Here is a 26,132-nt window from a genome sequence, read left to right as displayed (position 1 = left end):
GGAGCTGGCCCAAGCCGCATTGATCGAAGCGCAGCCGCCACTGGCGCGGTATATCCGATCGGGGCCAAAGGGCTGTGAAGGGCCAAGGGAATGGACCCAAGGGGAAAGGCCCTACCCGAAAAGGCCAAAAGGCTCGACCGCTTCCGATTCCTCTGGGCATCTCATGTTTCCGTTCTTCCAAAGAAAAAGGTCATCCCCGGCGATGGCGGCCTCCACACCGTCTCAGTCCCCTGGAACGGGGCTGATCTCTCCTGAGCGGGCATCGGTGCTGTTGGCCACGCCGCGGCGGCAACGGCTGCTCGACCACATCTGGCAGCGCACCTCCCTGTCCCGCAAACAGTTCGCGACCCTCTACCTCTCGCCGCTGGAGCGCTACGCCGAGCTGGTCCAGCAGTTTCCCGCTTCGGAAAGTCACCATCACGCCTATCCGGGCGGCATGCTGGACCATGGCCTGGAGATCGTGGCCTATGCGCTCAAGCTACGGCAGTCCCACCTGATGCCGGTAGGCGCTGCGCCGGAGACTCAGGCGGCCCAAGCCGAGGCGTGGACCGCCGCCACGGCCTACGCCGCACTGCTGCACGACATCGGAAAGATCGCGGTCGATCTGCAGGTCGAGTATGCCGATGGCTCGACCTGGCACCCATGGCACGGCCCGCTGCGGCATGCGTATCGCTTCCGCTACAGGCAGGACCGGGAATACCGGCTCCATGGTGCGGCCACCGGCCTGCTGTACGCCCGCCTGCTCGATGCAGCCATTTTCGACTGGCTCAGCGGCTATTCCGATCTGTGGTCCGCGTTGCTGTACGTGCTGGCTGGGCAGTACGAACATGCCGGCATCCTTGGCGAACTGGTGACCCGGGCCGACCAGGCATCAGTTGCGCAAGAACTCGGCGGCGATCCCGCGAAAGCCATGGCCGCTCCGAAACATGCCCTACAGCGCAAACTGCTCGACGGGCTGCGTTTCCTGCTCCGCGAAGAGTTCAAGTTGAACCAGCCACAAGCCTCGGACGGCTGGCTGACCCAGGATGCCCTCTGGCTGGTAAGCAAGACCGTCTCGGACAAACTACGTGCCCATCTGCTGTCTCAGGGCATCGATGGCATTCCTAGCAGCAACACGGCTGTGTTCAACGTGCTGCAGGACCACGGCATCGTCTTGCCCACGCCCGACGGCAAGGCGATCTGGAAGGCGACGGTGACGAGCGAAGTCGGCTGGACGCACAGCTTCACCTTTTTGAAACTCCCGCCAGCAATGATTTGGGAATTGGCCGATCGGCCGGTGCCGTTCGCAGGGCGTGTCCAAGTCGATGCAGATCAAGAACAGGCACCGCAGCCGTCGATGCCCAACACCCCCGAGATGCAGCGTGCCCAGGCTCAAGAGATCGATACGCCGGGCATGACGCCACCGGCTGAAACGAACATCGCGGCTGGCGTCGACGCGTTGCTTGACCTGTTGGACTTGGAGCCTTCATCCACTGCAACTGGCCCGGCATCGACGCCGAATCACGAGCCCGAGCCGAGGCCGGCAGAAGGAGGGGCGCCGTCAACGGCTTCGCCCGCCAAAGCACCCTCAAGCGTTCACGGTGCCCCTTCAGGCGAGCATTTCGTGACTTGGCTGCGCGAGGGTATCCAGGTTCGCAAACTGATCATCAATGACGCGAAGGCGCTGGTGCATACCGTGGCCGATACCGCCTACCTGGTCAGTCCTGGCGTCTTCCAGCGGTATGCCCAGGAGCACCCGCAGGTGGCGGCAATGGCCAAGCAGGATGACGTAGAGGGCTGGCAGTGGGTTCAAAAGCGCTTCGAGAAGCTGGCATTGCACCGCAAGCACGCCAGTGGTCTGAACATTTGGACCTGCGAGGTCACAGGTCCGCGCAAATCACGTCGGCTGCATGGCTACCTTTTGCAGACTCCGAACTGCCTCTTCGCGGAGCCTCCGCCCAACAATCCGTTTCTTCGCGTCGATGAGAAGTCGCCTTGAATTTCATCGCGCATGCAAGTGAGGGCCGGAGGGGACGCTATGGGGTCGTCCTTCCGAAGAACATCATCTTGCATTCGTCGAGAAGGAAGATCGCGCCGACGACAAGCAGAAACAGGATGGACAAGGCGGTTCCAGATATCGGCTCCGCCAACAGTCCGAAGTACGCCATCAGTGACGCGATGACTGCGTTGCCAATCGTTGCCGCGGCAACCCAGGCGCTTGGCATGGAAGACCAGAACCGCCCCCGGACACGTGTCAGATAGATCGTCGCCTGCGCTGAGTAAATGAGGTAGACGAAGATCAACGTCTGGGTCTGTGGGATCGACATGGCCCATCGGTCCCGCGCAGCCCAAACGACGGCGAAGCCAAGGAGCAGCCATCCCGCAGCGAGAATACCTGCGATCTTGCTAATGGCCCCGATGCTCCACTGCTCCGGTGCCTGCGAGATCCCGGCGCGGTCCGTGGCGAGCGTAATGGTGACCACATCGTTCAGCACCACGAGCACGGCAATCAACGCCAGCGACGTTACGAAGAAGCCTGTGGCCATATAGCCGAAGGTCAGCAGAACAGCCAGTTCGATCGTCCGCGCGATCTTGGTGATCGTCCAGGTCAACATCCTTCGGTAGACTCGCCGGCCGCTGTTGATGACGGCGATCATGTCCTCCAAGCCCGGCCGCGTGAGCACCACCTGGGCGGAGCCCTTGGCGACGTCGGTCGCGCTGCTGACGGCGATGCCGACTTCGGCTTGTTTGAGCGCCGAGGCGTCATTCACGCCGTCGCCTGTCATGCCGACGACGTGACCGGCTCGTTGGAGCTTCTGCACCAGCTGGAACTTCTCTTGCGGATAGCAGCGGGCGAAGCCGTCGAAGCAGAGAGGGTCCTCCGCTTGTGCCACACCGTCGCCGAAGTGGTCTCCAAGGCCCACTTGTCTTGCGACCGCCCGAGCGGTGGCTACGGTATCCCCACTGATCATCAGCACCTTCACGCCGAGATTGCGCACCGCCTGGATGAGCGCCGGTGCATCTTCCCGCAGCGTGTCGCCGAAGGCCAGCAGCCCTCGGACGATGAGGCCGTCTTCCGGCCCGGCCGCGACGGCCAGGACACGGGCTCCAGTCGCTGCAAGCTCCTCCACGCGCTGGCCCATTCCGTCGATCGACTCGGCGATCTGCGCTACTGTCGGCGGTGACCCGAGTACGACCCGAACGGTCTGGTCGCCACGGCGCACGTAGGCCTCCGACCGCTTCAGCGCTGGATCGAACGGGACGAGTCGGAGCCGATCCAGAGGTCGCAGCCCGCGTTGGGCCAGCGCCGACAGGATGCTCAATTCCAGTTGGCTTTGCGACGCCTCGTTGCAGGCCGCTGCAGCCCATACCAGCAGTTCGGCTTCGGTATCGTCTGCAGCGAGAGGAACCAGCGCGGAGATGACCTGCCGGTTTTGGGTCAATGTGCCGGTCTTGTCAACACACAGCACATCCATGGTCGCCGCTTCCTGGACGGCGGACAGGCCGGTCACGAGGACGCCCTCCCGTGCGAGCGCGCGGGCCTCAACCGCGTTGGCGACGGTGAATGCCGCGGGCATCGTCACCGGGACCGTTGCGATCACGAGCACGAGCAGGAACGGGATCAGCGCGACCAGATCAGCGCCGCTCCATAGGGCGAACACCACCAGCAACGCCGCCAGCACGGCGTCGATGGCGACCAACCGGCGAACGACGGCAAAGAGAAGCTGGTCGAGGTGGCCAGCGGACCGCGCGGAACGTACCAGCTCGGCAGTTCGACCGAAATAGCTCTTGGCGCCAGTCACGGCAACGATGGCCGTCACTTGGCCGCTGCGTACAGTGGATGCGGAGTAGATGATTTCGCCCACGCTGCGGGCGACGAGTGCGGATTCGCCTGTCAGTGCAGATTGATCCACTTCGGCCGTCCCCTCGGCAACGGTGCAATCGGCTGGAACCAGGTCGCCTGGACCGAGATGGATTTCATCGCCGGGAACAAGCTCGCGCGCGGGAATGACCCGCCAAGTGCCATCGCGGCGAGCACTGGCGGTTACTTTCAGCTTGCTTCGCAGAAGGTCCAAGACCCCTTGGGCTCGCCGCTCCTGGACGCCGCCCACACCAGCGCTGAAAAGCAGCCAAAGACCGATCAGAAGCGGTTCGTTCACCTTGCCCAGCAGCACTTCGAGGATGAGTGCGATTTCCAGCATCCAGGGAATGGGTCCCCAGAGCCGTTTGAGGATGCCCCTTGCCAGGCTGCCCTGCGCTTCTGGAATCTCGTTGAAGCCGTACTGGTGCAGTCGCGATTTCGCTTCTGTTTCGGAGAGGCCGGACCGGTCATGCGCTTCGAGCGCTGCCGTTTCCGATGCGGTTGTTGTCATGGTTTTGGCTCTCCTGCGTTCTCGTCGTCAAAGAATCTCAGAAGGCGTCCGCGATCCCGCGTCGAGCACTGTCTTCGACCGAGGTTTCAAGCTGTCATTGAGTTCATAAACGACCGGCGTTCCGTTGGCGATTTCCAGCTTCGCGACCCGATCGTCGTCCAGGTCTTCGACGATCGCGGTAAGTGCTCGCAGGGCATTGCCATGTCCAACCATCAGAACACGGCGGCCCTGGTGAAGCGAGGGGGCCACCGACTCCATCCACGCTTCGCGCACGCGGTCCATGGTCTGCAGCAGCGACTCGCCCTGCAAGGCACGGTGCGCCGCCGGCTCTGGGTAGCGTGCGTCGATCGCGATCAGGCTCGACGCTCGCTCATCTACGGGGGGCGGCGTGGCATTTGGCGAGCGGCGCCAGTGTCGTACCTTCGCCTCGCCGAAGGCGCGTAGCGCATCTTCACGGAGCAGGCCCGTGAGTCCGCCGTAGTTGCGCTCGTTCAGGCGCCAGTCCAACTGCTGTGGAATCCAGAATCGCTGCATTTCGTCGAGAGCTATCCATAGCGAATGCACACAACGCCGCAACACCGAGGCAAAAGCGAGGTCGACCTCGATGCCAGCATCGCGCAGTGCGCGGCCCGCTTCGCGCATCTGTGTTTGCCCCAGGGCGGTCAGTTCGACATCTGCCCATCCCGTGAAGCGTTGATCGCGATTCCACTCGGATTCGCCATGGCGCAGGAGAACAAGACGGCCCGACATGGCGAGCCGTCAGCGGGTTGCTCGCCTGCCGGCGCTGATGCCGAGGAGCGCGGCGAGCCCGATGCTCAAGATGGCGACCTTTTCCGCCGACGGCAACGCAACCGCCGGCCCGAAGAACCAGATGGCCGCGACCCATACGACGATGCCCGCGGCGAGCCAGCCGTCGTCGATGAAGAGGGAAATGGCTTCGCTTGCGATCAGGCGCAGGGTGCTCTCTTTGGGAACCTTCGTTGGAGCGAGCTTCGGAGCGGCGATGGCCGCAAGGCGCGCAGCGGCTGTCCGGCCAAGCCGACGGCACAGCGCCACGAGTCCCAGCGACACGACGAGAAACAACGCGATCAGCGCCAAAACGGCCCAATCCTCGCCCGGCCACTCCAGGCTCAGACCTTCACCGACCCAGAACGTACCAAAGGCCGCCAGCAGGACACCAACGCCGAACTTGAGCGTGTTCTCCGGGACGCTGGCGAGCGGGCGGTGCAGGAACAAACCCAGCACGACGACGGTCAGCAGCGCCAAGCCTGCACCGACGATGGCTGGAACCAGTGCACCACCTGCGCCTATGGCGATAACGATGAAAACCACCTCGATGCCTTCGAGCATGACGATCTTGAAAGAGGTCGTGAAGGCCAACGTGTCGATAGACGGGCCAACGGAGCACGCCTGCCTCCGCAGCGCGGCCGTCTCTTCCTCGAAGGCCTTGGCTTCGTCATGAAGCGCCAGCACACCCGCAGCGCGCAATACTGCCTTTCTCAGCCAGCGCAACCCGAAGAGCAGCAGAAGCGTTCCCACGACGAGCTGAACGGTTTGCAGCGGAATGCGCATCAGCGCGGGCCCGAGGGCCGCGACCAGGGCCAGCAAGACGGCCAGCGCTGCGGAGGTGCCAAGCAATGCGGAACGCCAGCCGCGCACGACGCCAACCGCCAGTACGATGGTCAACGCCTCGACGAATTCGACCATCGACGCCATGAAGGCGGCGAGGACAATCGGCGCGATAGAAGTCCAGTTCATGAGATTTCCTTTTGCAGCTACCTGCGGTCCGACCAGATGAGCGCCCATGTGCCTGCAGCCATCAGCACCGCCGCCAGTGCAAACCCGACGACCGGCGATAGTGCGGTCCACACCACGCCGACCGTTGCGCTGGAAACGAACTTGGCGACGCCATTCACCGACCCCAAAGCGCCGTAGCTGAGCGCCAGCTTGTCTGCGTCCACCATCTCCGCGGTGACGGTGGATTCAAGTGCCTCCTGGACCGCCACGTACAACCCGGCGATGAAGAAGATGCCCGCGAGCTGCGGCACGCTGTCAACCTGCAGCCAGAACGCCAGCGCAGTCAGAACCGCCGTCAGGGCACCGAGCACATAGCCGGCGACCAGCACGCGGACATGGCCGGCTCGGTCGGCGAGATAGCCAATCGGATACGACACGACCACCTGGACGACGTTGCGCCACACATAAAGCAGACCTGCGACCTGCGCCGCCTTCACGACACCGAACCTCGGAGTGAGCAGCGTGGTCGCGGCCAGGATCAGCAGGCTGTGAGAAAAGTCGCCTACGCCGAAGATGCCGACTGCGGCGAGATAGCGCTTGAAGCGTGCCGGCAGCCCGCGTACCGTGCTGAAGAACTTCAACGCGGGGTTGGCCGAGTGTTCTGGGTCGCGGACCAGCGTGAGGAAGGCCAGCACTGCCAGCGCGCCCGGGACTACGGACAGCCAGAGCACGAGACGGAACGGACCCGCCGGACTGTCCCATTGCAGCGCCTGTGACCACCCAAGCAGCGCGACACCGAGCAGCGGTCCCGCAACGGCACCAACGGTATCGGCCGCCCGGTGAAAGCCGAACGCGCGGCCGCGTGTCTCGGGCGACACCGCCTGGATGACGATGGCGTCGCGCAGCGGGCCGCGCAGTCCCTTGCCGAACCAAGACACGATGCGCCCCAGCAGGAGCAGGGGCCAGCCGGCGGCCAGCGCAATGAGCGCCTGGCCCACCGGCGTGAGGCCGTAGCCCACCAGTACGAGCAATTTGCGATGCCCGAGCTTGTCGGCGATGTAGCCCGAGACCATCTTGGTGAACGCCGCCACCGCATCGGCGATGCCTTCGATGATGCCCAGGACGGCTGCCGGAATGCCGAGCACGGCGAGGAAGCCCGGCAGGATGACCGTCGTGGTCTCGTAGCAGAAGTCACCCAATGCGCTCGTGATGCCCGCGCCAGCGACGGTTCGATTGAGCCAGCCCTTGGCAGTGCGCACAGGCGCAGCCAAGGCGGCTTCCTTGGATTCACTCATTTCTCGATTCCTTCCTGGTGGTGGACGCATGTGGGTACGCTCGGCCAATGTGGGCAGGTACATGGCGGCACCTTGGTCTCACGGCAGCTCGAATATGGCGAGCACGGGGTAGTGGTCCGAAGCCGCGTCGGTGATCGCGTTTCTAATGACCTGGTAGCTGCGTGCCTTGGCCGCTAGCGCCTGGGACGCCAGCAGATAGTCGCAGCGCATCGTGGCGAACTCGACGTCGCGGTAGCCCGCAGTGGGTACGGTCGGCGTCGCCGCTGCGTCGAACCGGTGTCCCAGATCGACCCACCCAGCCGCTTCGAGGTGCGCCAGCACGCTGCGGTCCAACCCTCGCAGATCGTCGGCGACGTAGCGGGCGCGGTGATGCGGCGCAAGTGCTGTCCAGTCTTCCGGCTCAGGGTCGTGTGGCGAGGCGGAGTTGAAGTCGCCGGTGATCAGGGTCAGCCGGTCCGGAGCAGCCTGCACGCCGAGGTACGCCGCTTCCCTACGGCGTACTTCGGGGCCGTTGGGGCACAGGTGCGCGCTGATGAATGTGACGGGCAATTCGCTGCCGGGCACGGCCACTTTGAGCGTGGCGAGCGTGTGATGGAAGTTCGCGCCGTCGGCCTCGAAGCTCAGCGCCCGCAACGGCGTGCGGATGAAGATGGCGACGTTCTGGCCCGTCCGCGGCGCGATGGCCAGGAAGCCGCGCATGTCGATACGCTGCTCCAACGCATAGAGCCAAGCACCGCCGTTGGCGTCGAACCCCTTGGCTTCCTGCATCAGGAAGACATCGGGACGCAGCTCGTTGACGAGCTCGACTTGGGCTCTGGCGCGCGTGTCGTCTGAGCCGTCAAGGCCCGCGAAGAGGGTGTTGTAGGTGAGGACAGTCAAAGTCACGGGGAACTCCTTTTGATCAACGGTTTTCGTCGTGGGCCTCGAAGACGTGCTGTGCGTAAGCATCCAGCAGCGCCTCGCACTGATCGAGGCGCCGTTTGGCCTCGACGCCGCGTGCGGCGCCGTAGAAGTCGAGCTTGCGGATCTTCTCGAGCCAGGTCTGGAGTTTCTTGAGGTCCGCGTCGTTCTCTTCGAGTTCGGCGTAGGTGAAGTGGCGGGCCCGCGTCTCCTTGGCGACCTCGGCGTCGAAGTCATCGCACTTGTCGATGAACTCGGCGTACTCCTCATCGCGATCCACCTTGAAGCGCCCAACCACCTTATCTTCCTGGCCCTTGTCCAGGGCGACCGTCTCCAGCAGCACGGACTCACCGGCCATCTCGTGAATTTCGTTCTCGATGATCTTCAGCCGGCGCGTGTGATCGTCGTTCTTGGGCAGCAGGCAGACGCCGTTCTGCAGGTAGACGGCGCCCATGCCCTTGAGCTTTCGCCACAGGCCGATCCGCTTCTTGGCGGGTTCGGCCGGCACCTTGTACGTGAGCATGAGCCAGTTTTGCGCTTTCATGAGTTCAATGATAATGAAACGGTCGTTACATCGCAAGAGTGCCGTATGATCATCCTGAATGTGCATCTACAGAATCCGAACTGAAACGAACTCGACGACCATTCGGAATTTGTGTATAGTGGTTGCAAGGAGATGGCGTTCCTCCCCTGACAAAACCGCAGCCGTCCTAGCGCTGCTGATGACGCCTACAGAACCTGACCTTCGTCGGGGCTGTAGGCGCTCGCGTTCACATCCCTCCCGTTGGTCAGCCCGATTGATTTCGAGCCTTGACCAATGCGCAGATTTCTCCGCCACCACAGACACATTGAGCCGCTGCCGAAGCCAGGCAGCTTGCTTCTTATCGCCCACGCCTTTTCGGCCTTGGCTCGCAAGAGGTGGGCGCTGTTCTGCGGCGGCGATCGCAACCATGCAGGCGCGCCGCCCCGCCCGGGGCCGCTCGTGCCGGGCTCAGAGGTGGCCGTTCATTTGGCCGAACTTCGGCCTGGCCGGGCGCCCAAATGAGCGCTGCGCAAACCTATCCACGTGCCCGTGCCGACTCGCCAGTCGGATTGGCTAGTCGTGGCAGTTCGTCTCTGGCGCTAGGCCTTGTCGACCAGCTCGACGCGGCCGATTCGAGACACGGCATGAGCCCGGCCAGTGCGGGAGAAAGTCCTTTCGATCGTCGCGTTTGCTCTGCTGCGGGCGTGTCGGACGTGAATCAGGCGCACGCCACTGCAATATGCGGGCAACCACTAGTCAACCCGATGGATTCGAGCAAATAACCCATGCGTAGATACCTCCGCCGCCCCGAACAAGTCGAACTACTACCGCACCTCGGTAAATGGCTTGTCATCGCTACCGTCATCGCTGCCCTGGCCGGCAGTGCTTCCGCCTTCTTCCTGCTGTCCCTGGACCGCGCGACGGAGTGGCGCGAGGCCCACCGATGGATCATCTGGTTGCTCCCCTTGGCAGGCATGGGCGTCGGACTGGTCTACCACTTCCTGGGCAAGCAGGTGGACGGCGGCAACAACCTCATCATCGACGAGATTCACGATCCCAAGAAGGTGGTGCCGCTGCGCATGGCGCCGCTGGTGCTCGGCGGGACGGTGGTGTCGCATCTGTTCGGCGCGTCGGTCGGCCGTGAAGGTACGGCGGTGCAAATGAGCGGCGCTCTCGCCGACCAGTTGACCCACGTTTTCCGTCTGGAACACGAGGACCGGCGCATCGTTCTGATGACGGGCGTCAGCGCCGGCTTTGCGGCCGTCTTCGGCACGCCGCTGGCGGGCGCCGTGTTCGGTCTCGAAGTGCTGGCCATCGGCCGGATGCGATACGACGCGCTGTTCCCGTGCGTGGTCGCCGCCATCGTGGCGGACCAGGTGTGCCTGGCCTTTGGCGTGCACCATACGCACTACATCGTTCCCGAAGTCGTGCCGATCGGTGCGTGGAGCGTGTTGGCCGTCGTGATTGCCGGCATCATCTTCGGGCTTGTGGGGGCGGTCTTCGCTACCGCAGCGCACAAGCTCGGCGCGACAGTCAAACGGCATATTGCTTACGCACCGTTGCGTCCCTTCGTAGGTGGCGTGGTAGTCGCTGTGGCCGTCTGGGCGCTCGATGCGTACAACTACATCGGGTTGGGCATCCCAGACATCGTGCGCTCGTTCCACGAGCCGATGAAGCCCTGGGACTTCCTGGGCAAGCTGGTGTTCACCGTCGTTTCCTTGGGCACGGGCTTCAAGGGCGGCGAGGTGACGCCGCTGTTCTACATCGGTGCCACCCTGGGCAACGCGCTCGCGCCGCTGTTGCACCTGCCGTTCCCGATGCTCGCCGGCATCGGCTTCGTCGCCGTCTTTGCCGGCGCGGCCAATACGCCGATCGCCACGACGCTCATGGCGATGGAGCTGTTCGGCTCCGAGATCGGGCCGCTGGCTGCCGTGGGCTGCATCACGGCCTACTTGTTCTCCGGCCATACCGGCATCTATCACGCGCAGCGAGTCGGCCACAGCAAACACAGCAAGCATCGCCGCACGGTGCCGGAAGAACTGCGCATCGCCGACTTGGCGCACTTCCGCAAGCAGAAGCACGCCGAACACGCGAAGGAGAAACCAAGCACGTCATCGGCGCCGAGCGAGTCGTCGAGCAACAAAGGCGAACTAAAGAACTCGATTGAGACACCTGCCACATCAAAGGAAAAGCATCAATGACCTCGAAAGCCAGTCAGCAGCACTTGGCCGCATTGCGGCTGTATTTCCCGACTGCAACGAAGGCGAAGGCCACGCGCTTCTGGCATCACTTGAGCGCGCCAGCACTTGCGCAGCATCTGCTCAAGGTTGCACGAGACGCGAAGATCGTCCAGGCCATATTGCACCAGGTGGGCTCCGGCTATCTGCCCGGTGAGCGGATGTCGCATCACCATCCAGAGCTAACCGACATGCGCCATCCGCAGTGCCTCGAATTGCTCGATACCGAACACCGGTTGCGCGACTTCATTCACGAGCACGCAGAGGAGTTGCGCAAGGTGCATGCAGTGCTGTTCCTCTGCGAACTGCCGCTCGGTCATGCCAAGGGGATACCTGTCCATCGTGCGGCCAGAAACAAGGATGCCGGCGATCACCACGAGGAACACGAAGGCCAGACCCAGACACCTCACGCCAACGGCTTTCAACTGACGTTTTTTACTGAGCAGGACCGTCGGCATGGCCACAAGCCCATGGGCGAATGGCTGTTGACGTTCGCAAAGGAGCATGGCGCTGTCGGCGGAACGCTGGTGGGCGGAGGCGAAGGGTTCGACCACACGGGACGATTCCACTCCAGCCACTTCTTTGAGCTGGCAGACCAGCCTCTCGCGATCACTGTTTCGGTCGATGCGGTGTCTTGCAAACGCCTGCTGGATGCGCTGGCCGAAGAGGACATCAACCTCGCCTACGTGAAGGTGCCCGTCGAGTACGGGCGCGTAGGAAAGGCGTCCAAGTAGTTCATCGAGATTTCACCCCAACCAAGAAGGAGACTGACCATGCTGACCGTTCGCAATCTTCGTCCTGAGCCAACCGTTCGCGATTGGCTACAAGAGAACAACCGCTTGTTTGCCGGCTTGCTGCTTTGGTCCGCGGCATTGCTGTGGCTGGCCGGTAGCGGACCTCGCATCGTTGAATCTGCCTGGTATCGCGTCAGTTTTGTGGAGGGTGCCATGCTGTACGACCGCATGCTAGACGAGGCCTCGTGCAAGGCCCTTTCCCTCGATGGCGTTGTGAGCTGTCTGTCTGGGGCTGAACTCGGAGCAACCGAGAAATAGGTTCTCGTGCGTTAGTGCGGCCGCTCATGCATTGCATGTCGGCGGCCGCGTTTGGCAGTTTTTCTTTTCATGCATCGGGTCCGTACATGGCAACTACCATTCAAACAATACACGCGCGCGAAATCCTGGACTCGCGCGGCAATCCAACCATCGAGGTTGACGTCAAGCTGAAAGGTGGCTTTACGGGAAGGGCCGCCGTCCCGTCTGGCGCCTCGACTGGCATCCATGAAGCCGAAGAGATTCGAGACGGCGACGCCCACCGCTATGGTGGCAAGGGCGTGCGCAAAGCCGTCTCGCATGTCAACAAGGCGATCGCGGCAGTGTTGCATGGCCTGGATGCCTGCGACCAAGCGGGCATCGACCGAGTGTTGATCGAATTCGACGGCACGCCAAACAAGTCGCGCCTCGGGGCCAACGCGATCCTCGGCGTCTCTCTGGCCATAGCACGCGCAGCGGCGCATGCGACCGATCAACCGCTGTTCCGGCACCTTGCCGGCGCTCATACGCTCCGCATGCCGGTGCCGATGTTCAACATCCTCAACGGCGGTGTTCATGCGAACTGGCAAGGACCGGATTTTCAGGAATTCATGATCGCCCCTGTAGGCGCCGAGAGCTTCTCCGAAGCGGTTCGCTATGGGGCAGAGATTTACCACCGTCTTCGCACGATCCTCAAGGACCGTGGGTACTCGACCGCAGTGGGCGACGAGGGCGGCTTTGCTCCCACATTGAAGCGCAACAGCGAAGCGGTCGAACTCATCCTGACCGCGATCGAGGGCGCGGGCTATCGCCCGGGCGACGACGTGGTGATCGCGCTCGACCCAGCGTCGAGTGGCTTCTTCAAGGACGGCCTCTACCACCTCCATAGCGAGAGCCGTCAGGTCACTGCCGCGGAACTGGTTGACCTGTACGAGGAGTGGACTACTCGCTACCCGATCGCGGTGCTGGAGGACGGCTTGGCGGAGGACGACTGGACCGGGTGGCGGCTCCTGAATCAGCGGCTCGGCCAGCGTATCGAGTTGGTCGGGGACGATCTGTTCGTGACCAATGTCGAGCGCATCGAGCGCGGCATTCGGGAGGACGTCGCCAATGCCGTGCTGATCAAGCCCAACCAGGTCGGCACGCTCACTGAAACCCGCGCTGCGGTAGATGTGGCTTACACGGCTGGCTGGGGTGCGATGGTTTCCCACCGTAGCGGCGAAACGATCGACAGCTTCATCGCCGATCTGACCGTTGCTCTCGGCACCGGTCACCTCAAGACCGGGGCGCCGTGCCGTGGTGAGCGAGTCGAAAAGTACAACCAACTCATGCGCATCGAGGAAGCGCTGGGAAGCGATGCTCTCTATGCGGGGCGCGCGGCCTTTGTTCGATAAGACGATTAGGGAGCATCACACATGACCAGAATCATTCTCGCCCGCCACGGGCATGTCGATTGGATCGCGCCAGAACGCTTTCGCGGGCGAGCGGAACTGCCCTTGTCGAAGCTGGGCGAATTGCAAGCAGAAGCCCTGGCCGGCCGGATAGCACAGAGCTGGAAGCCGACAGCCATCTACACCAGCCCGCTGTCGCGTTGCATCCGCACCGGCGAAGCAATAGCCCGGACGACCGGCGCTCCCTCCCAGGTACTGGAGGATCTGGCCGACACCCACTATGGGCAGTGGCAAGGCCTAACCCACGAGGAAGTCCGCTCGCGCTGGCCCGCTGAGTCGCGGACTTGGTTCGCGGCGCCGCACCTGGCCGTGATTCCAGATGGGGAGACCCTGGCGGACGTTCTCGTCCGAGCGCTGAAGGCTTTGCAGGTGGTTCTTCATCGTCACAGCGGTCAGACCGTGGTCCTCGTCGGGCACGACAGCATCAATCGGGTTCTTCTGTTGCAGTGCCTCGGACTTTCCCTGACGCGCTATTGGCGGATCAAGCAGGAGCCCTGCTGTGTGAACGAGATCGCGATCGACGGCGATGACTTCACCATTCATCGAATCAACGAGACACATCACACCCTGGGACTGAGCGTCTAGGTCTGTGCCGCACGCGCGAGCAAGGGAGAAAGCGGTTGGACCTTCGACATCTCAGATGCTTCCTCGCTCTGGCGGAGGAACTCCACTTCGGCCGAGCTGCGGACAGATTGCACATGGAGCAATCGCCGCTGTCGCGCACCATCAAGGAGCTTGAAGATCGACTTGGCGTGCGCTTGTTCAACAGAGATCGCCGAGGGACGCACCTGACCCGTGCGGGCGAGGTTTTCTTGCAAGACGTGCGGCGGGTCTTCACTGCGCTGGAGCAGGCCAAAGAAGGAGCCAGGGCAGCGGCTGCAGGTCACTGCGGTTTGCTGCGCGTCGCGCTGTCCGACGGTGCTACCCAGCCTCGGCTAGCAGCGTTGCTGGCCCTCTGCAGAGAGGAAGAGCCTTCCGTCGAAATCCGCCTGTCCGAGGTTCCGTTGATCGAACAGTTGCGCGGGTTGAGAGACGGAACATTCGATGCGGGTTTCGCCCGCTCCGACGAGGTTGGGGACGGGATCGACGCTTATCCGCTGTGGCGCGAGCCGCTTGTTGTCGCGGTCCCTTCACGGCACCCCCTACTTGCGCATCGGCTAATTCCCCTGGAAGAGTTGCTTCGGTACCCACTCGTCATGTGCCATCCAGAGGTTTGCGAAGGATATTGCCGGCAAGTCGACCGTGTTTTGCGCGCTGTCGAGGTTGAACCCAATATCGCCGAACGAGCTACCTCGCTGGAAATGATGCTGACCTTGGTCGCGGCCGGCTATGGAGTGGGCTTCGCAGCTGCCGAAAGGATTGCCGTATGTCGTCATCCTGAAGTTGTCGTGCGACCACTTGCGCACGACGATGCTGAGTTAACGACCTACCTCCTCACAAAGACGGATGCAGAAGGTTCCGAGCGCCTCGACGCATTCGTTGGGCGCGCTATGCGAGAAGCACAAATATCCAATCCTGAAAACTAGGCTGGAGGTTTTTTATTCTTCTTGATCTCACTTAGATTTATTTCGGTATCGGCCATCAGGTTGGTGGCTGTGCAGCCTAGCGCTTCGGCGATTCGGAGAAAGATCGCAAGCGTCGGCATATGCTCCCCGCGTTCAATCTTTCCCATGTGGGAGCGCTCGATGCCGGCCCGATGAGCTAGCGTTTCCTGTGCGGTTCCTTGCTCTGTCCGCTTCATGCGGACGGCCGTTCCGAAAGCGAACGCCGAGTCGGGCTCGTATGTTTTTGTACCGGAGGGACGCCCTCGTTGGATCGAACGCTTCTGCATTGCAGCAGCGTCAGGCATCACTACAAGTTAAACCACGTTAAACTTAACTCAAGAAACAGACCGTTGGGTTGGTGGCGTGAATTCTGCTTAGGAGCACTCGTGACATGACTGCTCGTACCCACCATGTGCCGTTGAGGATCGCTGTGTCGTCCGGGGCTCTATCGCCTCAGGTTGCAGCGTTGCTGTCCAGACAGCGAGCCGAGGAGCCTCAGACCCCTGTAGTCCTCGAAGAGGTTTCGGTTTGCGAACAGGTCTGCGGCCTGGAGGATGGCCGATACGACCTCGGCCTCGCTTTGACCACCGCTCCCGGCCACTCCTTGAATGCGCAGCCGCTTTGGCATGACGAGCTGGCACTTGCAGTGCCGATCAGGTCGCCGCTTCTGAACTTCACGGCCGTGCCGCTGGAGGAGTTCGCACACTATCCCCTGATTCGCTGGCGCAGCGACGAATACGATCCGGTGGATCAGCTCATGGAAAGGCTGCAGCAACAGGCGTGCACTCCACCGGAGATCTTCTGTGTGCGCACGTTCGAGCTGATGGCGATACTCGTGGCTGCCGGCTATGGGATAGGGTTGGGCGCAAAGTCTCGAATCGCGGCCGCGCGCGAGCTTGACATCATCATGCGTCCCCTTGCCGGTGATCGCCAGGAACTGACCACCTACATTCTGCGTCCGCCATGCGAGTTGCCCCCGTCGGTCGATCGTCTGGCCGAGCGAGCGCAGGCAATCTCTGGATAGCTGTGAATGCGGCGGCTTGCTCGCCGGGTCGCTCAATGATCCCCATGGTCCAGATCGTGTGGCTGTGGGGGACTTTGCTCCGCTCGCTGGCGTTGCAGACGTTCAGCGCGGTGCTTGCGCGACTCCGCGACCGCGGGACGCAGGTCGGCCACAGCTTCGGGCTCATCAGTTATTTCCATACCAAGGATGGCCTCAAGCATGTCTTCTAGCGTTGCCAATCCGACGGCGTCTCCGTACTTGTTTGTTACCAAGCCAATGGCTTCATGCTGGGCCAGAATTTTCTCGAAAGCCTTGGCCACGGGCTCGCTCTCGGGGAATGTGGGGATGGGGTGAAGGAAAGACACGAGTGGCGAGGCTCCCTCGCATCCTTTCGCGTAGGCCTTCAGCACTTCTCTATGCGAAACGTAGCCTCTGACGTGTCTTCTGTCGCCTGCAAACAGCGGAATTCGGCTGAATGCATCTGCGCCGGCTGCCTCAATGAGGTCTGACACAGTACACCCCTCATCCAGCATGAACACGACGGCGTGTGGCGTCATCACGTCCTCCAGCAGGATTTCCTGGCTGTAGATCAGATTGCCGATCAACTTAGCCTCAGCGCGCGAGATTGCGCCGTCTTGAGGTGCGGCCCCGACCAGGAATGAAAATTCCTTGCGGGTAAAGCGCTCGCGTTGACGCCGTGCCAACAAGCGTACCAAAGCTCGTGTAATGACCAATAGCGGTGTCATGACTCGCATGAGATGCGACAGCGTGTACCCGGTGAAGGCCGAAAACTGGCCGGCATGCCGCGCTGCAATGGTCTTGGGGATGATTTCGGCCAGAACAAGGAGCAGTACAGTGAGCACGGCGGAAAACAGCCCGACCCAAGCCTCGCCGAACAACTCCGTGGCGTATGCACCTCCAAGCGTCGCGCCCACCGTTATTGACACGGTATTCAGAATGAGAATCGTGCTAATGGCGTCGTCAACCCGAGTCTGCTTGATCTCAAGAAGCCGCGCGGCCCCGAGGCTGCCCGCCGCCCGCCGCTCCAACAATGCGGACGTGCGGACAGAAAATAAGGTCACCTCAAGCAGCGAGCAGAGATGTGACATGACGACCGTCACCACCACCCAGAATGTCAGCATTCCCATGTAATCCTCCGTGATCCATGCCATGGAGCCAAACCAGGTTTCGACCTCGATAGCTTGGGCGTAGCCCTCGGTTCGACTCGAATGAAGCTCGTGAAGTTGCAGGTGGCAAACTCAGGCGGCATATGGGTACCGGTCGAGTGAACCATAAAACCTGGCTTTGTCGATAGCTTCGATAACGAGCGCATGACCCGACCGCCAGGCTCCATTCATCTATGCCTTTCTAGGCGAATTCAGGAACGGACCATTCTTGTTGCTTCACGGTCGCGGTTACTGCGAGCACCGTTTTGTCGAGATTGCCTGCGGTCACACCATCAATGGCTGACTTGCCCCGAAGCATTGGACGGGGTTCGAGCAACGCCTCATAGATGCGCCAGGGGTCCGCACCTCTGGTCAACTTCAGAACCGCCTGAATCAACGCATGCTTGAGCGGATCGAGGTGCCAGTCTGGAACTCGCTGGCCACGATTCCCGACATTCAGCGCCAGCAAGTTGCCGGCCTTGATTTCATAGCTGATCCATCGACGGGACTTGCCAGCCATTTTGGCGTAGTCGGCGACGAGTAAGTTATGTGGCGCCTCGAACACGTCGACCAGTTCCATGCGCTGACGCTGAATATCCGAAAGAGGCTCGTCCATCGCCGACCGAGGCAATGGCACGGCAGGAAGCCGCTGCGATGCCGCGGACACAAGGGGCATCCCGTCGCCGGGTTTCGTAACGATGAGAATCTGCGGAGGCTGCGCTTCAGACTTGGGCCGAGTGCGGTCCGCCTCTACCTCTTCTTCGGACAGGACCGGAACCCCTTCAAGGTGAATTGCAAGTGGCGTGCTTGCGGCCTCGACCATGTTTTGCTCGAACAGGTCGAGGCGGTCGGCCCAATCCTGCATCATGCGTCGGCGCTGCTCAACGTACTCTGCATGGTTGTAGCTGGCGCTGACCTTGTTGGGATCGACGTGCGAGAGTTGTGCATCTACCCACGCCTTCGGATACCCGATTTCGTTCAGCGCGGTGGACATGGTGGCCCGCAGCCCGTGTCCTGTCAGAAGATCCCTGTAACCCATGCGCTTGAGTGCTCCGTTGAGGGTGTTCTCGCTGATGCGTTGCATCGGTTTGCTGTCGTGGCGGAGCAGGAAGTGTTGAGCTGGTTTGAACTGTTCCATCAGGTGTCGAACGATCTCCATAGCTTGCTCTGACAAGGGCACGATGTATGGTGGAACATCCTTGGGCAACTGCCGCTTCTTTCGCATGTCCATTTGCAGTTGCTTCACAACATCCGGCGGGATGATCCAGAGGCCGCGATCGAGATCGAACTGGTCGGGCGTCGCCATACGCAGCTCGCCGGTACGGACTCCGGTCAGCATCAAAAGTCGAAGGCCCAACTGAGTTTGCAGCCGGCCACGGTACCTGCGTAAGCGTTGCAGCAGCTTGGGCAGGTCCGCCATGCGCAGAAACGGATTGTGGTTGACGGGAGGTAGCGGCAAGGCCACGACGTCGAGATCGGATGCAGGGTTCTGTTCAAGGCCAGGCACGATCACCAGCGCATACCGGAACAACTGGTTGAACCAGGTTCTTACCTTCTCTGCAACGGACAACGCCTTGCGCTTTTCGATCTTGGCGATCACCTCTAAGAGGTCGGTGCGCTTGACGTCGTAGACAGAGCGCTTGCCGAGCGTTGGCAGTACGTCCTTGTCGAACACGCGAGGGATCTGCGACAGGGTGGTTTGCCGACCTTGTTTGAGGGCGAGCCCGCGATGCTTGAGCCACTTTCGATACACGGCGTCGAAAGTGTTCTGGTCCGCCAAGCGGACTGCCGCGCGCTTTTGCTTGCGATGAACGTGTGGATTGGTGCCCTTCGAGACCAGCCCGCGGGCCTCGTCTCGGAGAGTTCTCGCCTCGCGTAAGGTCACCTCTGGATACGTGCCGAGCGACATCCGCTTTTGTTTGCCGGCCCATTGGTAGCGGAAGTGCCAGGACTTGTTGCCATTGTCGGCAACCGCCAGGGCAAGCCCGTCTGAGTCTGAAAGGGTGTAGGCCTTGCCGGTCGGTTTGGCTTGCCGGACTGCCGTGTCTGAAAGTGCCATGCTCTTGCTCCTGTTGGGAGTCAGGAGCAGATGCTGGTCTCGTCTACCACGCCCCTCCAGCAACAAACCGGAAGCCGCCACGTCCTCAAAGATGGACTAAATAGTGGACTAAAAAGTCCTGGCTGTAGGCAGCTTCCAGCGGAACACGCTGGATGATGTCAGTGAATAAAATCCAATGGCATCAACGACTTGCAGAACTCCATGGAACTCAGCAGATCGTGAAGTGGAGCGGGTGAAGGGAATCGAACCCTCGTCAGTAGCTTGGGAAGCTACAGCTCTACCATTGAGCTACACCCGCAACGTCCGGCGATGGTAACCCGCCTCCGCGGGACTTGGGAACAACCCCTTTCAGCACGCGCCAGCGCGCCAGGCGAAATACGGCGTGAACCGGACATGGCGGGCGGCTGAACCGCATGGGTCGGCAGCGCCATCGGTCCTTGCGATGGACGGAGCTCCCGTCCGCATAATGTGTCCGCAGGCATCCGCTTTCCCTGCGTGTTTTTGCGGATGCCAGGCAAGACACCCCGCGATGATCTTCGCGTCCAGCTCCGGAGAACCCGATGCGTGTGCTTCCTGCTTTCCTGACATCGCAGCGCGGCTGGCGATGGATGGCGGTGGCCTTGCTGTCCTGCGCCAGCGGTCTTGCGCTGGCGCAAACGCAGGCGCCGCCCGACGACGGCAATCCGGGCGGCGACCCGCCCTCGCGCATCGCGCGGCTTTCCTACCGTCAAGGCGATGTGAGCCTGCTGCCTTCCGGTGATCAGAACTGGGGCGACGCCAGCCTGAACCGGCCGCTGACCACGGGCGACCGCCTGGCCACCGGCGACAGCGGCCGCGCCGAACTGCAGCTGGACAGCGGCACGCTGCGCATCGCGGACGACTCCAACTTCGGTTTCCTGACGCTCAACGACCAGCTCACCCAGGTCGAACTCACCCAGGGCACGGTGAACCTGACCGTGCGCAACATGGAGGACGGCCAAGGCTACGAGATCGACACGCCGACCGTGGCGCTGGTGGTCAACCAGCCCGGCACCTACCGCGTGGACATCAGCGAGGACGGCAAGTCCACCCGCGTGACCGACTTCGACGGCCGCGCCACCGTCTATGGTGAAGGCGGAGCGCAGCGCATGGTGGCCGCGGGCCGCGCCTACGAGTTCGCCGATTCGTCCCTCAATGACGTGACGGTCAACGACATCGAGGGCGGCGACGACTTCGACGCCTGGTGCAACAGCCGCAACCAGCGCTACGCCGCCGCGCCGTCGCAACAATATGTGTCGCCGGACGTGGTCGGTGCGCAGGATCTGGACCAGTACGGCACCTGGCAATCCGACCCGGACTACGGCCAGGTCTGGTATCCCTCGAACGTGGCCGCCGACTGGTCGCCCTACAGCAATGGCTACTGGTCTTACGTCGGCCCGTGGGGCTGGACCTGGGTAGACGCAGCGCCCTGGGGCTTCGCGCCTTACCACTATGGACGCTGGGCCCATGTCCGCGAACGCTGGTGCTGGGTGCCGGGCCCGATCGGCGTCCGCCCGGTCTACGCGCCGGCCCTGGTCGCGTTCGTCGGCGGCGCGGGCTTCAGCGTGTCCCTGAGTTCGGGCCGGCCAGTGGGCTGGTTCCCGCTGGGGCCGGGCGAGGTCTACAACCCGTGGTACCGCGCCAGCCGCGGCTACTACACCAATGTCAACGTCACCAACATCTACGTGCGCAACAACCGCACCGTGGTGATCAACAACATCAACAACAACTACAACTATTTCCGCAGCGGCCGCGACATGCCCCACGAGCGGTACATGAACCGCGACGTGCCGCATGCGTTCAGGGCCATGTCCGCACAGGACTTCGTCGCTGCCCGCAATGCCCGGCAGCACATGGCCTCAGTGGATCCTCGCCAGTTCGCCAATGCGCCGGTGATGTCCCGTGGCGTCAGCGGCCTTGCCCCCGTGCATACCAGCTTTGCGCCACCCCGCCCGTCCACGGCGCGCCAGTTGCCGACCGGCGGCTTCCAGCGCGAGGTGGTGGCGCGCACACCGCCCGCCGCTGGCTTCGCCGGCCGCCCCGCCAACGTGGCCGGCGCACCGCGCATGGCCGCCGCCGCCGCGGCACCGACCAACGTGCGGCTGCTGAACAGCGCGCCGGGCCCGGGCATGCGCACAGCCGCCCCCAACCGTCAGCAGCCATTCGCCGCGCAACCGAACGAACCGGTGCGCGGCAACCAGCCCGCGCAGGCGCAGGGCCCCGCGAACCGTCCCGCTCCGCGTTTTGACAACGAACCCGCCGCCATGCGGCCCGGCGAACTGCCTTCGGCGCGCTTTGCCCGCCCGAACGGGCCACAGCCGCCGACTCAGCGCGGCGAGAACAATCAGGCCCGGCCCGGCGTGAGCTATATCCCCAACGCCGCCGAAGACCGCCAGCGCGTCCAGCTCCAGGGCACGCTGCCCAATGTTCCCCGCATCGAACAGACTCAACCGCCACAGGCCCCGCGCCAGCCGATGAACCAGGACAATGCGGAGCGGATGCAGCGGCAGGACATGCAGCAACGCCAAGCCGTGCAGCAACAACAGGAGATGCAACAGCGCCAGGCGATGCAGCAGCAGGACATGCAGCAGCGCCGGGCCGTGCAACAACAGCAGGAAATGCAGCAGCGCCAAGCCATGCAGCAACAGCAGGAAATGCAGCAGCGCCAGGCCATGCAACGACAGCAGGAGATGCAACAGCGCCAGGCCATGCAGCAACGGCAGGAGATGCAGCAACGCCAGGCCATGCAGCGCCAGGAGACGCAGCAGCGCGGGTACGAGCCCCCGCGCGGCGGCTACCAGCCGCCCCAGCCCCAGCAGCAACGTCAGCCCCCGCAGGGCCACGAGGAACACCGCGCGCCTCCGCCGCCCCGCAAGGACGAACAGCACAACTGAGGCCCCGCAAGGCCTCCCGCCCGAAAAGGCCCGGCCATGCCGGGCCTTTTTCTGCCCCCGGCGCTTACAGCGGCTACAATGGCCCGATGCACATCACGCTCAATGGCAGTCCGCGCGACTGCGCACCCGCCACGACCGTCGCCCAATTGCTCGAAGAGGCCGGTTACGGCCAACGCCGCGTCGCCGTGGAGGTCAACCACGAAATCGTTCCTCGCAGCCTGCACGCCAGCCACGCGCTGGCCGAGGGCGACCGCGTGGAAATCGTCCATGCCATCGGCGGCGGCTGATCGCCCCGGCATCCGTGTTCACGCGACGCTCGCGCGCCGCCGCAGACTGAAGACCCCACGATGAACATCAAGACGCTCGATTCCTCCGATCCGCTGATCATCGCCGGCAAGAGCTACGGCTCCCGCCTGCTCACCGGCACGGGCAAGTACAAGGACTTCGACGAAACCCGCCGCGCCAGCCAGGCGGCCGGCGCCGAGATCGTCACCGTCGCCATCCGCCGCGTGAACATCGGCCAGGACGCCGGCCAGCCCAACCTGCTCGACGCGCTGCCGCCGGAAGAATTCACCCTGCTGCCGAACACCGCCGGCTGCTACAACGCGGTGGATGCCGTGCGCACCTGCAAGCTCGCCCGCGAACTGCTCGACGGCCACAAGCTGGTGAAGCTGGAAGTGCTCGGCGACCAGCGCACGCTTTTCCCCGACGTGGTGGAAACGCTCAAGGCCGCCGAAACGCTGGTGGCGGACGGTTTCGACGTGATGGTCTACACCAGCGACGACCCGATCCTGGCCAAGCGCCTGGAAGAGATCGGCTGCGTGGCCGTGATGCCGCTGGCGGCACCGATCGGCTCGGGTCTGGGCATCCAGAACCGCTACAACCTGCTGGAGATCATCGAGAACGCCAAGGTGCCGATCATCGTCGATGCCGGCGTGGGCACCGCATCCGATGCCGCCATTGCAATGGAGCTGGGCTGCGACGGCGTGCTGATGAACACCGCCATCGCCGGCGCCAAGGATCCTGTGCTGATGGCGCATGCGATGAAGCTCGCCATCCAGGCCGGCCGCGCCGCCTTCAAGGCCGGCCGCATTCCGCGCAAGCGCTTCGCCTCGGCATCCAGCCCGATCGACGGCACCATCGGTTGATCCATGACTGACCCGATCCACCACGACGGCGAACACGACGACGCCGAACACCCGCACTTCATGCGCCGCATCCGCAGCTTCGTGCTGCGCGAGGGCCGCATGACGCCGGCCCAGCAGCGCGCCTTCGACGAACACTGGGCACGCTTCGGCATCGACTACACCGCCGCGCCGCAGGACTATGCCGCCCGCTTCCACCGCGCCGCGCCGGTGGTGCTGGAGATCGGCTTCGGCAATGGCGAGGCGCTGGCGTGGGCCAGCGAGCATGACCTCGCACGCGATTTCATCGGCGTCGAAGTCCATGGCCCCGGCGTGGGCCGCCTGATGAACGCGCTGGCCGCACGCGATGCCACCAACGTGCGCCTGTACAAGCACGACGCCGTGGAAGTGCTGGAGAACGAAATCCCGCCCGGCACGCTGGCCGAGGCGCGCATCTGGTTTCCCGACCCCTGGCACAAGAAGCGCCACAACAAGCGCCGCATCGTCCAGCCGGCGTTCGTCGCCCTGCTCGCCTCCCGCATGGCCCCGAACGGCCTGCTGCACCTGGCCACCGACTGGCAGCCCTACGCCGAGCACATGCTCGAGGTGATGGAGGCCGCGCCGGACTGGCGCAACGACATCGGACCCGGCCAGTACGCCGAGAAACCGGCATGGCGCATCGAGACCCATTTCGAGCGCCGCGGGCTGAAGCTGGGGCACGGGGTGTGGGATCTGCTCTACCGCAAGGTGTGACCTCGCAGCCTTGCCGCCGTCACCCCTGTGACGCACAGGCAGGCAAGAAGACGATCACGTCCCACGTTGCAGGCTAGGTTCACCAGACCGCCGCACCACGCGCTTATACTCACGTCTCAAACAGGGACGAGTCGTCGCAGCGTGAAGTTCCCACTGCCCACATCCAGCCGTCGCCAAGACGCCCAGCCAAGGGGCGCTCGCTAGTGGGACTCGCCCTCACCCCTGAAATGATCCTGGTGCTGGGGCTCGTGGGCTTCACCATGCTGATGCTGGTGCTGGAGTGGATCCGCGCCGACATGGTGGCCCTGCTGGTGGTGGTCGTGATCGGCCTCACCGGGCTCATTCCCTCCGACCGCGTGTTCAACGGCTTCGCCGGTAACGCGGTCATCGCCATCATCGCCATCATGATCATGGGCGCGGGACTGGACCGCGCCGGCGTGCTCACCCTGACCGCCAGCTTCGTGATGCGCATGGCGCGCGGCGTGGAGTCCCGCCTGGGTGTGGTGATCAACCTCGTCACCAGCCTGTTCAGTGCGGTGATCCCCAGCCAGGCGCTGGCCGCGCTGATGATCCCGGTGACCAGCCGCCTCGCCGCCCGCACCGGCGTGCCGATCTCCCGGCTGCTGCTGCCGATGGCGTTCTGCATACTTACCGCCACCAACACCACGCTGATCGCCAATTCCCCGCTGATCGTGCTGAACGACCTGGTGGCCAGCTCGAACGCCAACCTGCCGGCGGGCGCGCACACGATTCCGAAGTTCGGCCTGTTCAGCGTCACGCCGGTCGGCCTCGTGCTCGCCTTCGCGGGCGTCGGCTTCTTCTACTTCTTCGGCAAGAAGCTGCTGCCCGAGCGCGAGGACGAACGCCTCAAGGTGACGCCAGGCCGCACAGAAAGCTACTTCGCCGACACCTATGGCATCGTCGGCGAAACCGCCGAACTCACCGTGACGGCGGAAAGCCCGCTGGTGGGCATGAGCATCGGCGAAGTGGAACAGCTCTATGGCGCGCCGCTGATCCTCGCGATCAAGAGCGGCAACGACGCGCGCATGGCGCCGCCAGCCGACCATGTGATCTGGGTGGGTTCCGTGCTCGGCGTGCTGGGCCCGCGCGACCAGCTCAACCAGTTCGCCAACAACCAGCTATGCAAGCTCTCCTCGCGCATGCGTCAGCTGGGCGAACTGTTCAACCCGTCCCGCGCCGGCATTTCCGAAGCCGTGATCCCGCCGAGTTCCCGCTTCCTCAAGCAGACCGTCGGCGACTTGCGCCTGCGCAAGCGTTACGGCATCTCCGTGCTGGCCGTGAACCGTGGCGACCAGGTGTATCGCGACGACGTGCGCTCGGTGAGCCTGCGCGCGGGCGACACACTGGTGCTGCACTCGAGCTGGCGCGACCTGGTGCTCGCCACCGAAGATCGCGACCTCGTCGTGGTTACCGACATCCCGAAGGAAGAGCAGCGCCCCGGCAAGATCTGGCAAGCCGTGGGTTTCTTCCTGCTCGCCAAGTGCCTTGCCCTGTTCACCCACCTCGACCTGTCCGTGGCCATGATGACCGGCGCCATCGGCATGCTGCTCACCGGCGTGCTGAACATGGACGAGGCGTACAAGGCCATCAACTGGAAAACCATCTTCGTCACCGCCTGCCTGATTCCGCTAGGCTGGTCGATGGACGCCACCGGCGCCGCCGCGTGGCTCGCCCAAGTCGTGCTGCAGCACCTGGGTCACACCAATCATTGGATCCTGCAACTCGCGCTGGCCATCCTGACGCTGCTGTTCTCGCAGGTGATGTCCAACGTCGGCGCCACCGTGATGATGGTGCCCATCGCCATCAGCGTCGCCATCGCCACCGGCAACAACCCCTCCGCCTACGCCCTGATCGTCGCCGTCTCCTCCTCCAACACCTTCCTCCTCAGCTCCGGCCATCCCGCCCTGATGATGGTCGCCGGCCCCGGCGGCTACCGCGGAAAGGATTTCCTGCGCGTGGGCTTGCCGCTGACGGGCATCGTGCTGGTATTGACGTTGGTGACGATCAATCTGATGTATCGGTGAGCG

General features: G+C 63.3%; 22 protein-coding genes, 1 tRNA gene and 1 riboswitch. Of the genes, 13 read left to right on the top strand and 10 right to left on the bottom strand.

Annotated features, from left to right (window positions below; translation table 11 throughout):
- Positions 1 to 163 precede the first annotated feature (163 nt).
- Positions 164 to 1,978 (top strand): MobH family relaxase, encoded by a 1,815-nt coding sequence (mobH, locus tag BDW41_RS07135; protein ID WP_074546077.1) that lies wholly within the window; start codon positions 164 to 166, stop codon positions 1,976 to 1,978.
- A 37-nt stretch (positions 1,979 to 2,015) separates the two neighbouring features.
- Here mobH and BDW41_RS07130 read toward each other — a convergent pair whose 3' ends face one another.
- The 6 genes from BDW41_RS07130 to BDW41_RS07105 form a co-directional block, all read right to left on the bottom strand.
- A complete protein-coding gene (locus BDW41_RS07130) occupies positions 2,016 to 4,352 on the bottom strand; it encodes an HAD-IC family P-type ATPase (protein ID WP_074546079.1) in 2,337 nt (778 codons plus the stop codon).
- A 27-nt stretch (positions 4,353 to 4,379) separates the two neighbouring features.
- Positions 4,380 to 5,102 (bottom strand): 2,3-bisphosphoglycerate-dependent phosphoglycerate mutase, encoded by a 723-nt coding sequence (locus BDW41_RS07125; RefSeq protein ID WP_074546081.1) that lies wholly within the window; start codon positions 5,100 to 5,102, stop codon positions 4,380 to 4,382.
- 9 nt (positions 5,103 to 5,111) lie between these two features.
- Complete coding sequence (locus tag BDW41_RS07120) at positions 5,112 to 6,110, bottom strand: TMEM165/GDT1 family protein (RefSeq protein ID WP_083337461.1); 999 nt, start codon at positions 6,108 to 6,110, stop codon at positions 5,112 to 5,114.
- 17 nt (positions 6,111 to 6,127) lie between these two features.
- Positions 6,128 to 7,384, bottom strand: a complete 1,257-nt coding sequence (locus BDW41_RS07115; RefSeq protein WP_074546083.1) for an MFS transporter — start codon at positions 7,382 to 7,384, stop codon at positions 6,128 to 6,130.
- A gap of 78 nt (positions 7,385 to 7,462) precedes the next feature.
- Positions 7,463 to 8,269: an endonuclease/exonuclease/phosphatase family protein gene (locus BDW41_RS07110; protein ID WP_074546085.1), complete on the bottom strand. Its 807-nt coding sequence runs from the start codon at positions 8,267 to 8,269 to the stop codon at positions 7,463 to 7,465.
- 16 nt (positions 8,270 to 8,285) lie between these two features.
- Positions 8,286 to 8,894 carry a Chromate resistance protein ChrB gene (locus BDW41_RS07105; RefSeq protein ID WP_199535296.1) on the bottom strand — a complete coding sequence of 203 codons (609 nt, stop codon included), beginning with the start codon at positions 8,892 to 8,894 and terminating at the stop codon, positions 8,286 to 8,288.
- Between the two features lie 53 nt (positions 8,895 to 8,947).
- Positions 8,948 to 9,023, top strand: a riboswitch (Fluoride riboswitch).
- Between the two features lie 569 nt (positions 9,024 to 9,592).
- On the opposite strand from BDW41_RS07105, the gene BDW41_RS07100 reads away from it, so the two are divergent.
- The 6 genes from BDW41_RS07100 (at position 9,593) to BDW41_RS07070 (ending at position 15,049) form a co-directional block, all read left to right on the top strand.
- Entirely contained in the window at positions 9,593 to 11,008 is a 1,416-nt protein-coding gene (locus BDW41_RS07100; RefSeq protein ID WP_074546089.1) for a voltage-gated chloride channel family protein, read from the top strand.
- The gene (locus tag BDW41_RS07090; protein ID WP_233496801.1) at positions 11,005 to 11,778 is read left to right on the top strand and encodes a DUF190 domain-containing protein; all 774 of its coding nucleotides are present in this window, start codon (positions 11,005 to 11,007) and stop codon (positions 11,776 to 11,778) included. Before BDW41_RS07100 ends, BDW41_RS07090 begins: the two co-directional genes overlap by 4 nt.
- A gap of 39 nt (positions 11,779 to 11,817) precedes the next feature.
- Complete coding sequence (locus BDW41_RS07085; RefSeq protein WP_074546091.1) at positions 11,818 to 12,096, top strand: hypothetical protein; 279 nt, start codon at positions 11,818 to 11,820, stop codon at positions 12,094 to 12,096.
- An 86-nt stretch (positions 12,097 to 12,182) separates the two neighbouring features.
- Positions 12,183 to 13,466, top strand: a complete 1,284-nt coding sequence (gene eno, locus BDW41_RS07080) for a phosphopyruvate hydratase (protein WP_074546400.1) — start codon at positions 12,183 to 12,185, stop codon at positions 13,464 to 13,466.
- 21 nt (positions 13,467 to 13,487) lie between these two features.
- Positions 13,488 to 14,108 (top strand): histidine phosphatase family protein, encoded by a 621-nt coding sequence (locus tag BDW41_RS07075; protein ID WP_074546092.1) that lies wholly within the window; start codon positions 13,488 to 13,490, stop codon positions 14,106 to 14,108.
- A gap of 35 nt (positions 14,109 to 14,143) precedes the next feature.
- Positions 14,144 to 15,049: a LysR family transcriptional regulator gene (locus BDW41_RS07070; RefSeq protein WP_074546094.1), complete on the top strand. Its 906-nt coding sequence runs from the start codon at positions 14,144 to 14,146 to the stop codon at positions 15,047 to 15,049.
- Here the strand turns inward: BDW41_RS07070 and BDW41_RS07065 are convergent.
- The gene (locus BDW41_RS07065; RefSeq protein WP_074546402.1) at positions 15,046 to 15,354 is read right to left on the bottom strand and encodes a helix-turn-helix transcriptional regulator; all 309 of its coding nucleotides are present in this window, start codon (positions 15,352 to 15,354) and stop codon (positions 15,046 to 15,048) included. The genes BDW41_RS07070 and BDW41_RS07065 overlap by 4 nt on opposite strands.
- Before the next feature lie 104 nt (positions 15,355 to 15,458).
- Here BDW41_RS07065 and BDW41_RS07060 point away from each other — a divergent pair, with 104 nt between their 5' ends.
- Positions 15,459 to 16,091: a LysR family substrate-binding domain-containing protein gene (locus BDW41_RS07060; RefSeq protein ID WP_074546096.1), complete on the top strand. Its 633-nt coding sequence runs from the start codon at positions 15,459 to 15,461 to the stop codon at positions 16,089 to 16,091.
- Between the two features lie 32 nt (positions 16,092 to 16,123).
- Here the strand turns inward: BDW41_RS07060 and BDW41_RS07055 are convergent, their stop codons facing one another.
- The 3 genes from BDW41_RS07055 to BDW41_RS07045 all read right to left on the bottom strand — a co-directional run bounded on the left by BDW41_RS07055 (position 16,124) and on the right by BDW41_RS07045 (position 19,593).
- Complete coding sequence (locus BDW41_RS07055) at positions 16,124 to 17,242, bottom strand: CNNM domain-containing protein (protein WP_074546098.1); 1,119 nt, start codon at positions 17,240 to 17,242, stop codon at positions 16,124 to 16,126.
- 196 nt (positions 17,243 to 17,438) lie between these two features.
- The gene (locus tag BDW41_RS07050) at positions 17,439 to 19,295 is read right to left on the bottom strand and encodes an integrase arm-type DNA-binding domain-containing protein (protein WP_074546100.1); all 1,857 of its coding nucleotides are present in this window, start codon (positions 19,293 to 19,295) and stop codon (positions 17,439 to 17,441) included.
- A 224-nt stretch (positions 19,296 to 19,519) separates the two neighbouring features.
- Positions 19,520 to 19,593, bottom strand: a tRNA-Gly gene (locus BDW41_RS07045).
- A gap of 262 nt (positions 19,594 to 19,855) precedes the next feature.
- On the opposite strand from BDW41_RS07045, the gene BDW41_RS07040 reads away from it, so the two are divergent.
- The 5 genes from BDW41_RS07040 to BDW41_RS07020 all read left to right on the top strand — a co-directional run bounded on the left by BDW41_RS07040 (position 19,856) and on the right by BDW41_RS07020 (position 26,129).
- Positions 19,856 to 22,207 (top strand): DUF6600 domain-containing protein, encoded by a 2,352-nt coding sequence (locus BDW41_RS07040; RefSeq protein ID WP_074546102.1) that lies wholly within the window; start codon positions 19,856 to 19,858, stop codon positions 22,205 to 22,207.
- A gap of 86 nt (positions 22,208 to 22,293) precedes the next feature.
- Positions 22,294 to 22,494, top strand: coding sequence for a sulfur carrier protein ThiS (thiS, locus tag BDW41_RS07035; protein WP_074546104.1), 201 nt, complete (start codon positions 22,294 to 22,296; stop codon positions 22,492 to 22,494).
- A 60-nt stretch (positions 22,495 to 22,554) separates the two neighbouring features.
- Positions 22,555 to 23,355, top strand: coding sequence for a thiazole synthase (locus BDW41_RS07030; protein WP_074546106.1), 801 nt, complete (start codon positions 22,555 to 22,557; stop codon positions 23,353 to 23,355).
- Positions 23,356 to 23,358: 3 nt separating this feature from the next.
- Positions 23,359 to 24,084, top strand: coding sequence for a tRNA (guanosine(46)-N7)-methyltransferase TrmB (gene trmB, locus BDW41_RS07025; RefSeq protein ID WP_074546108.1), 726 nt, complete (start codon positions 23,359 to 23,361; stop codon positions 24,082 to 24,084).
- 227 nt (positions 24,085 to 24,311) lie between these two features.
- The gene (locus tag BDW41_RS07020) at positions 24,312 to 26,129 is read left to right on the top strand and encodes an SLC13 family permease (RefSeq protein WP_074546110.1); all 1,818 of its coding nucleotides are present in this window, start codon (positions 24,312 to 24,314) and stop codon (positions 26,127 to 26,129) included.
- Positions 26,130 to 26,132: the final 3 nt, after the last annotated feature.

The organism is Dyella sp. AtDHG13 (assembly GCF_003201105.1).
Lineage (GTDB): Bacteria > Pseudomonadota > Gammaproteobacteria > Xanthomonadales > Rhodanobacteraceae > Dyella > Dyella jiangningensis_B.
Note: the sequence above shows the minus strand (reverse complement) of the source record. Positions and strands in the feature narration are given on the sequence as shown.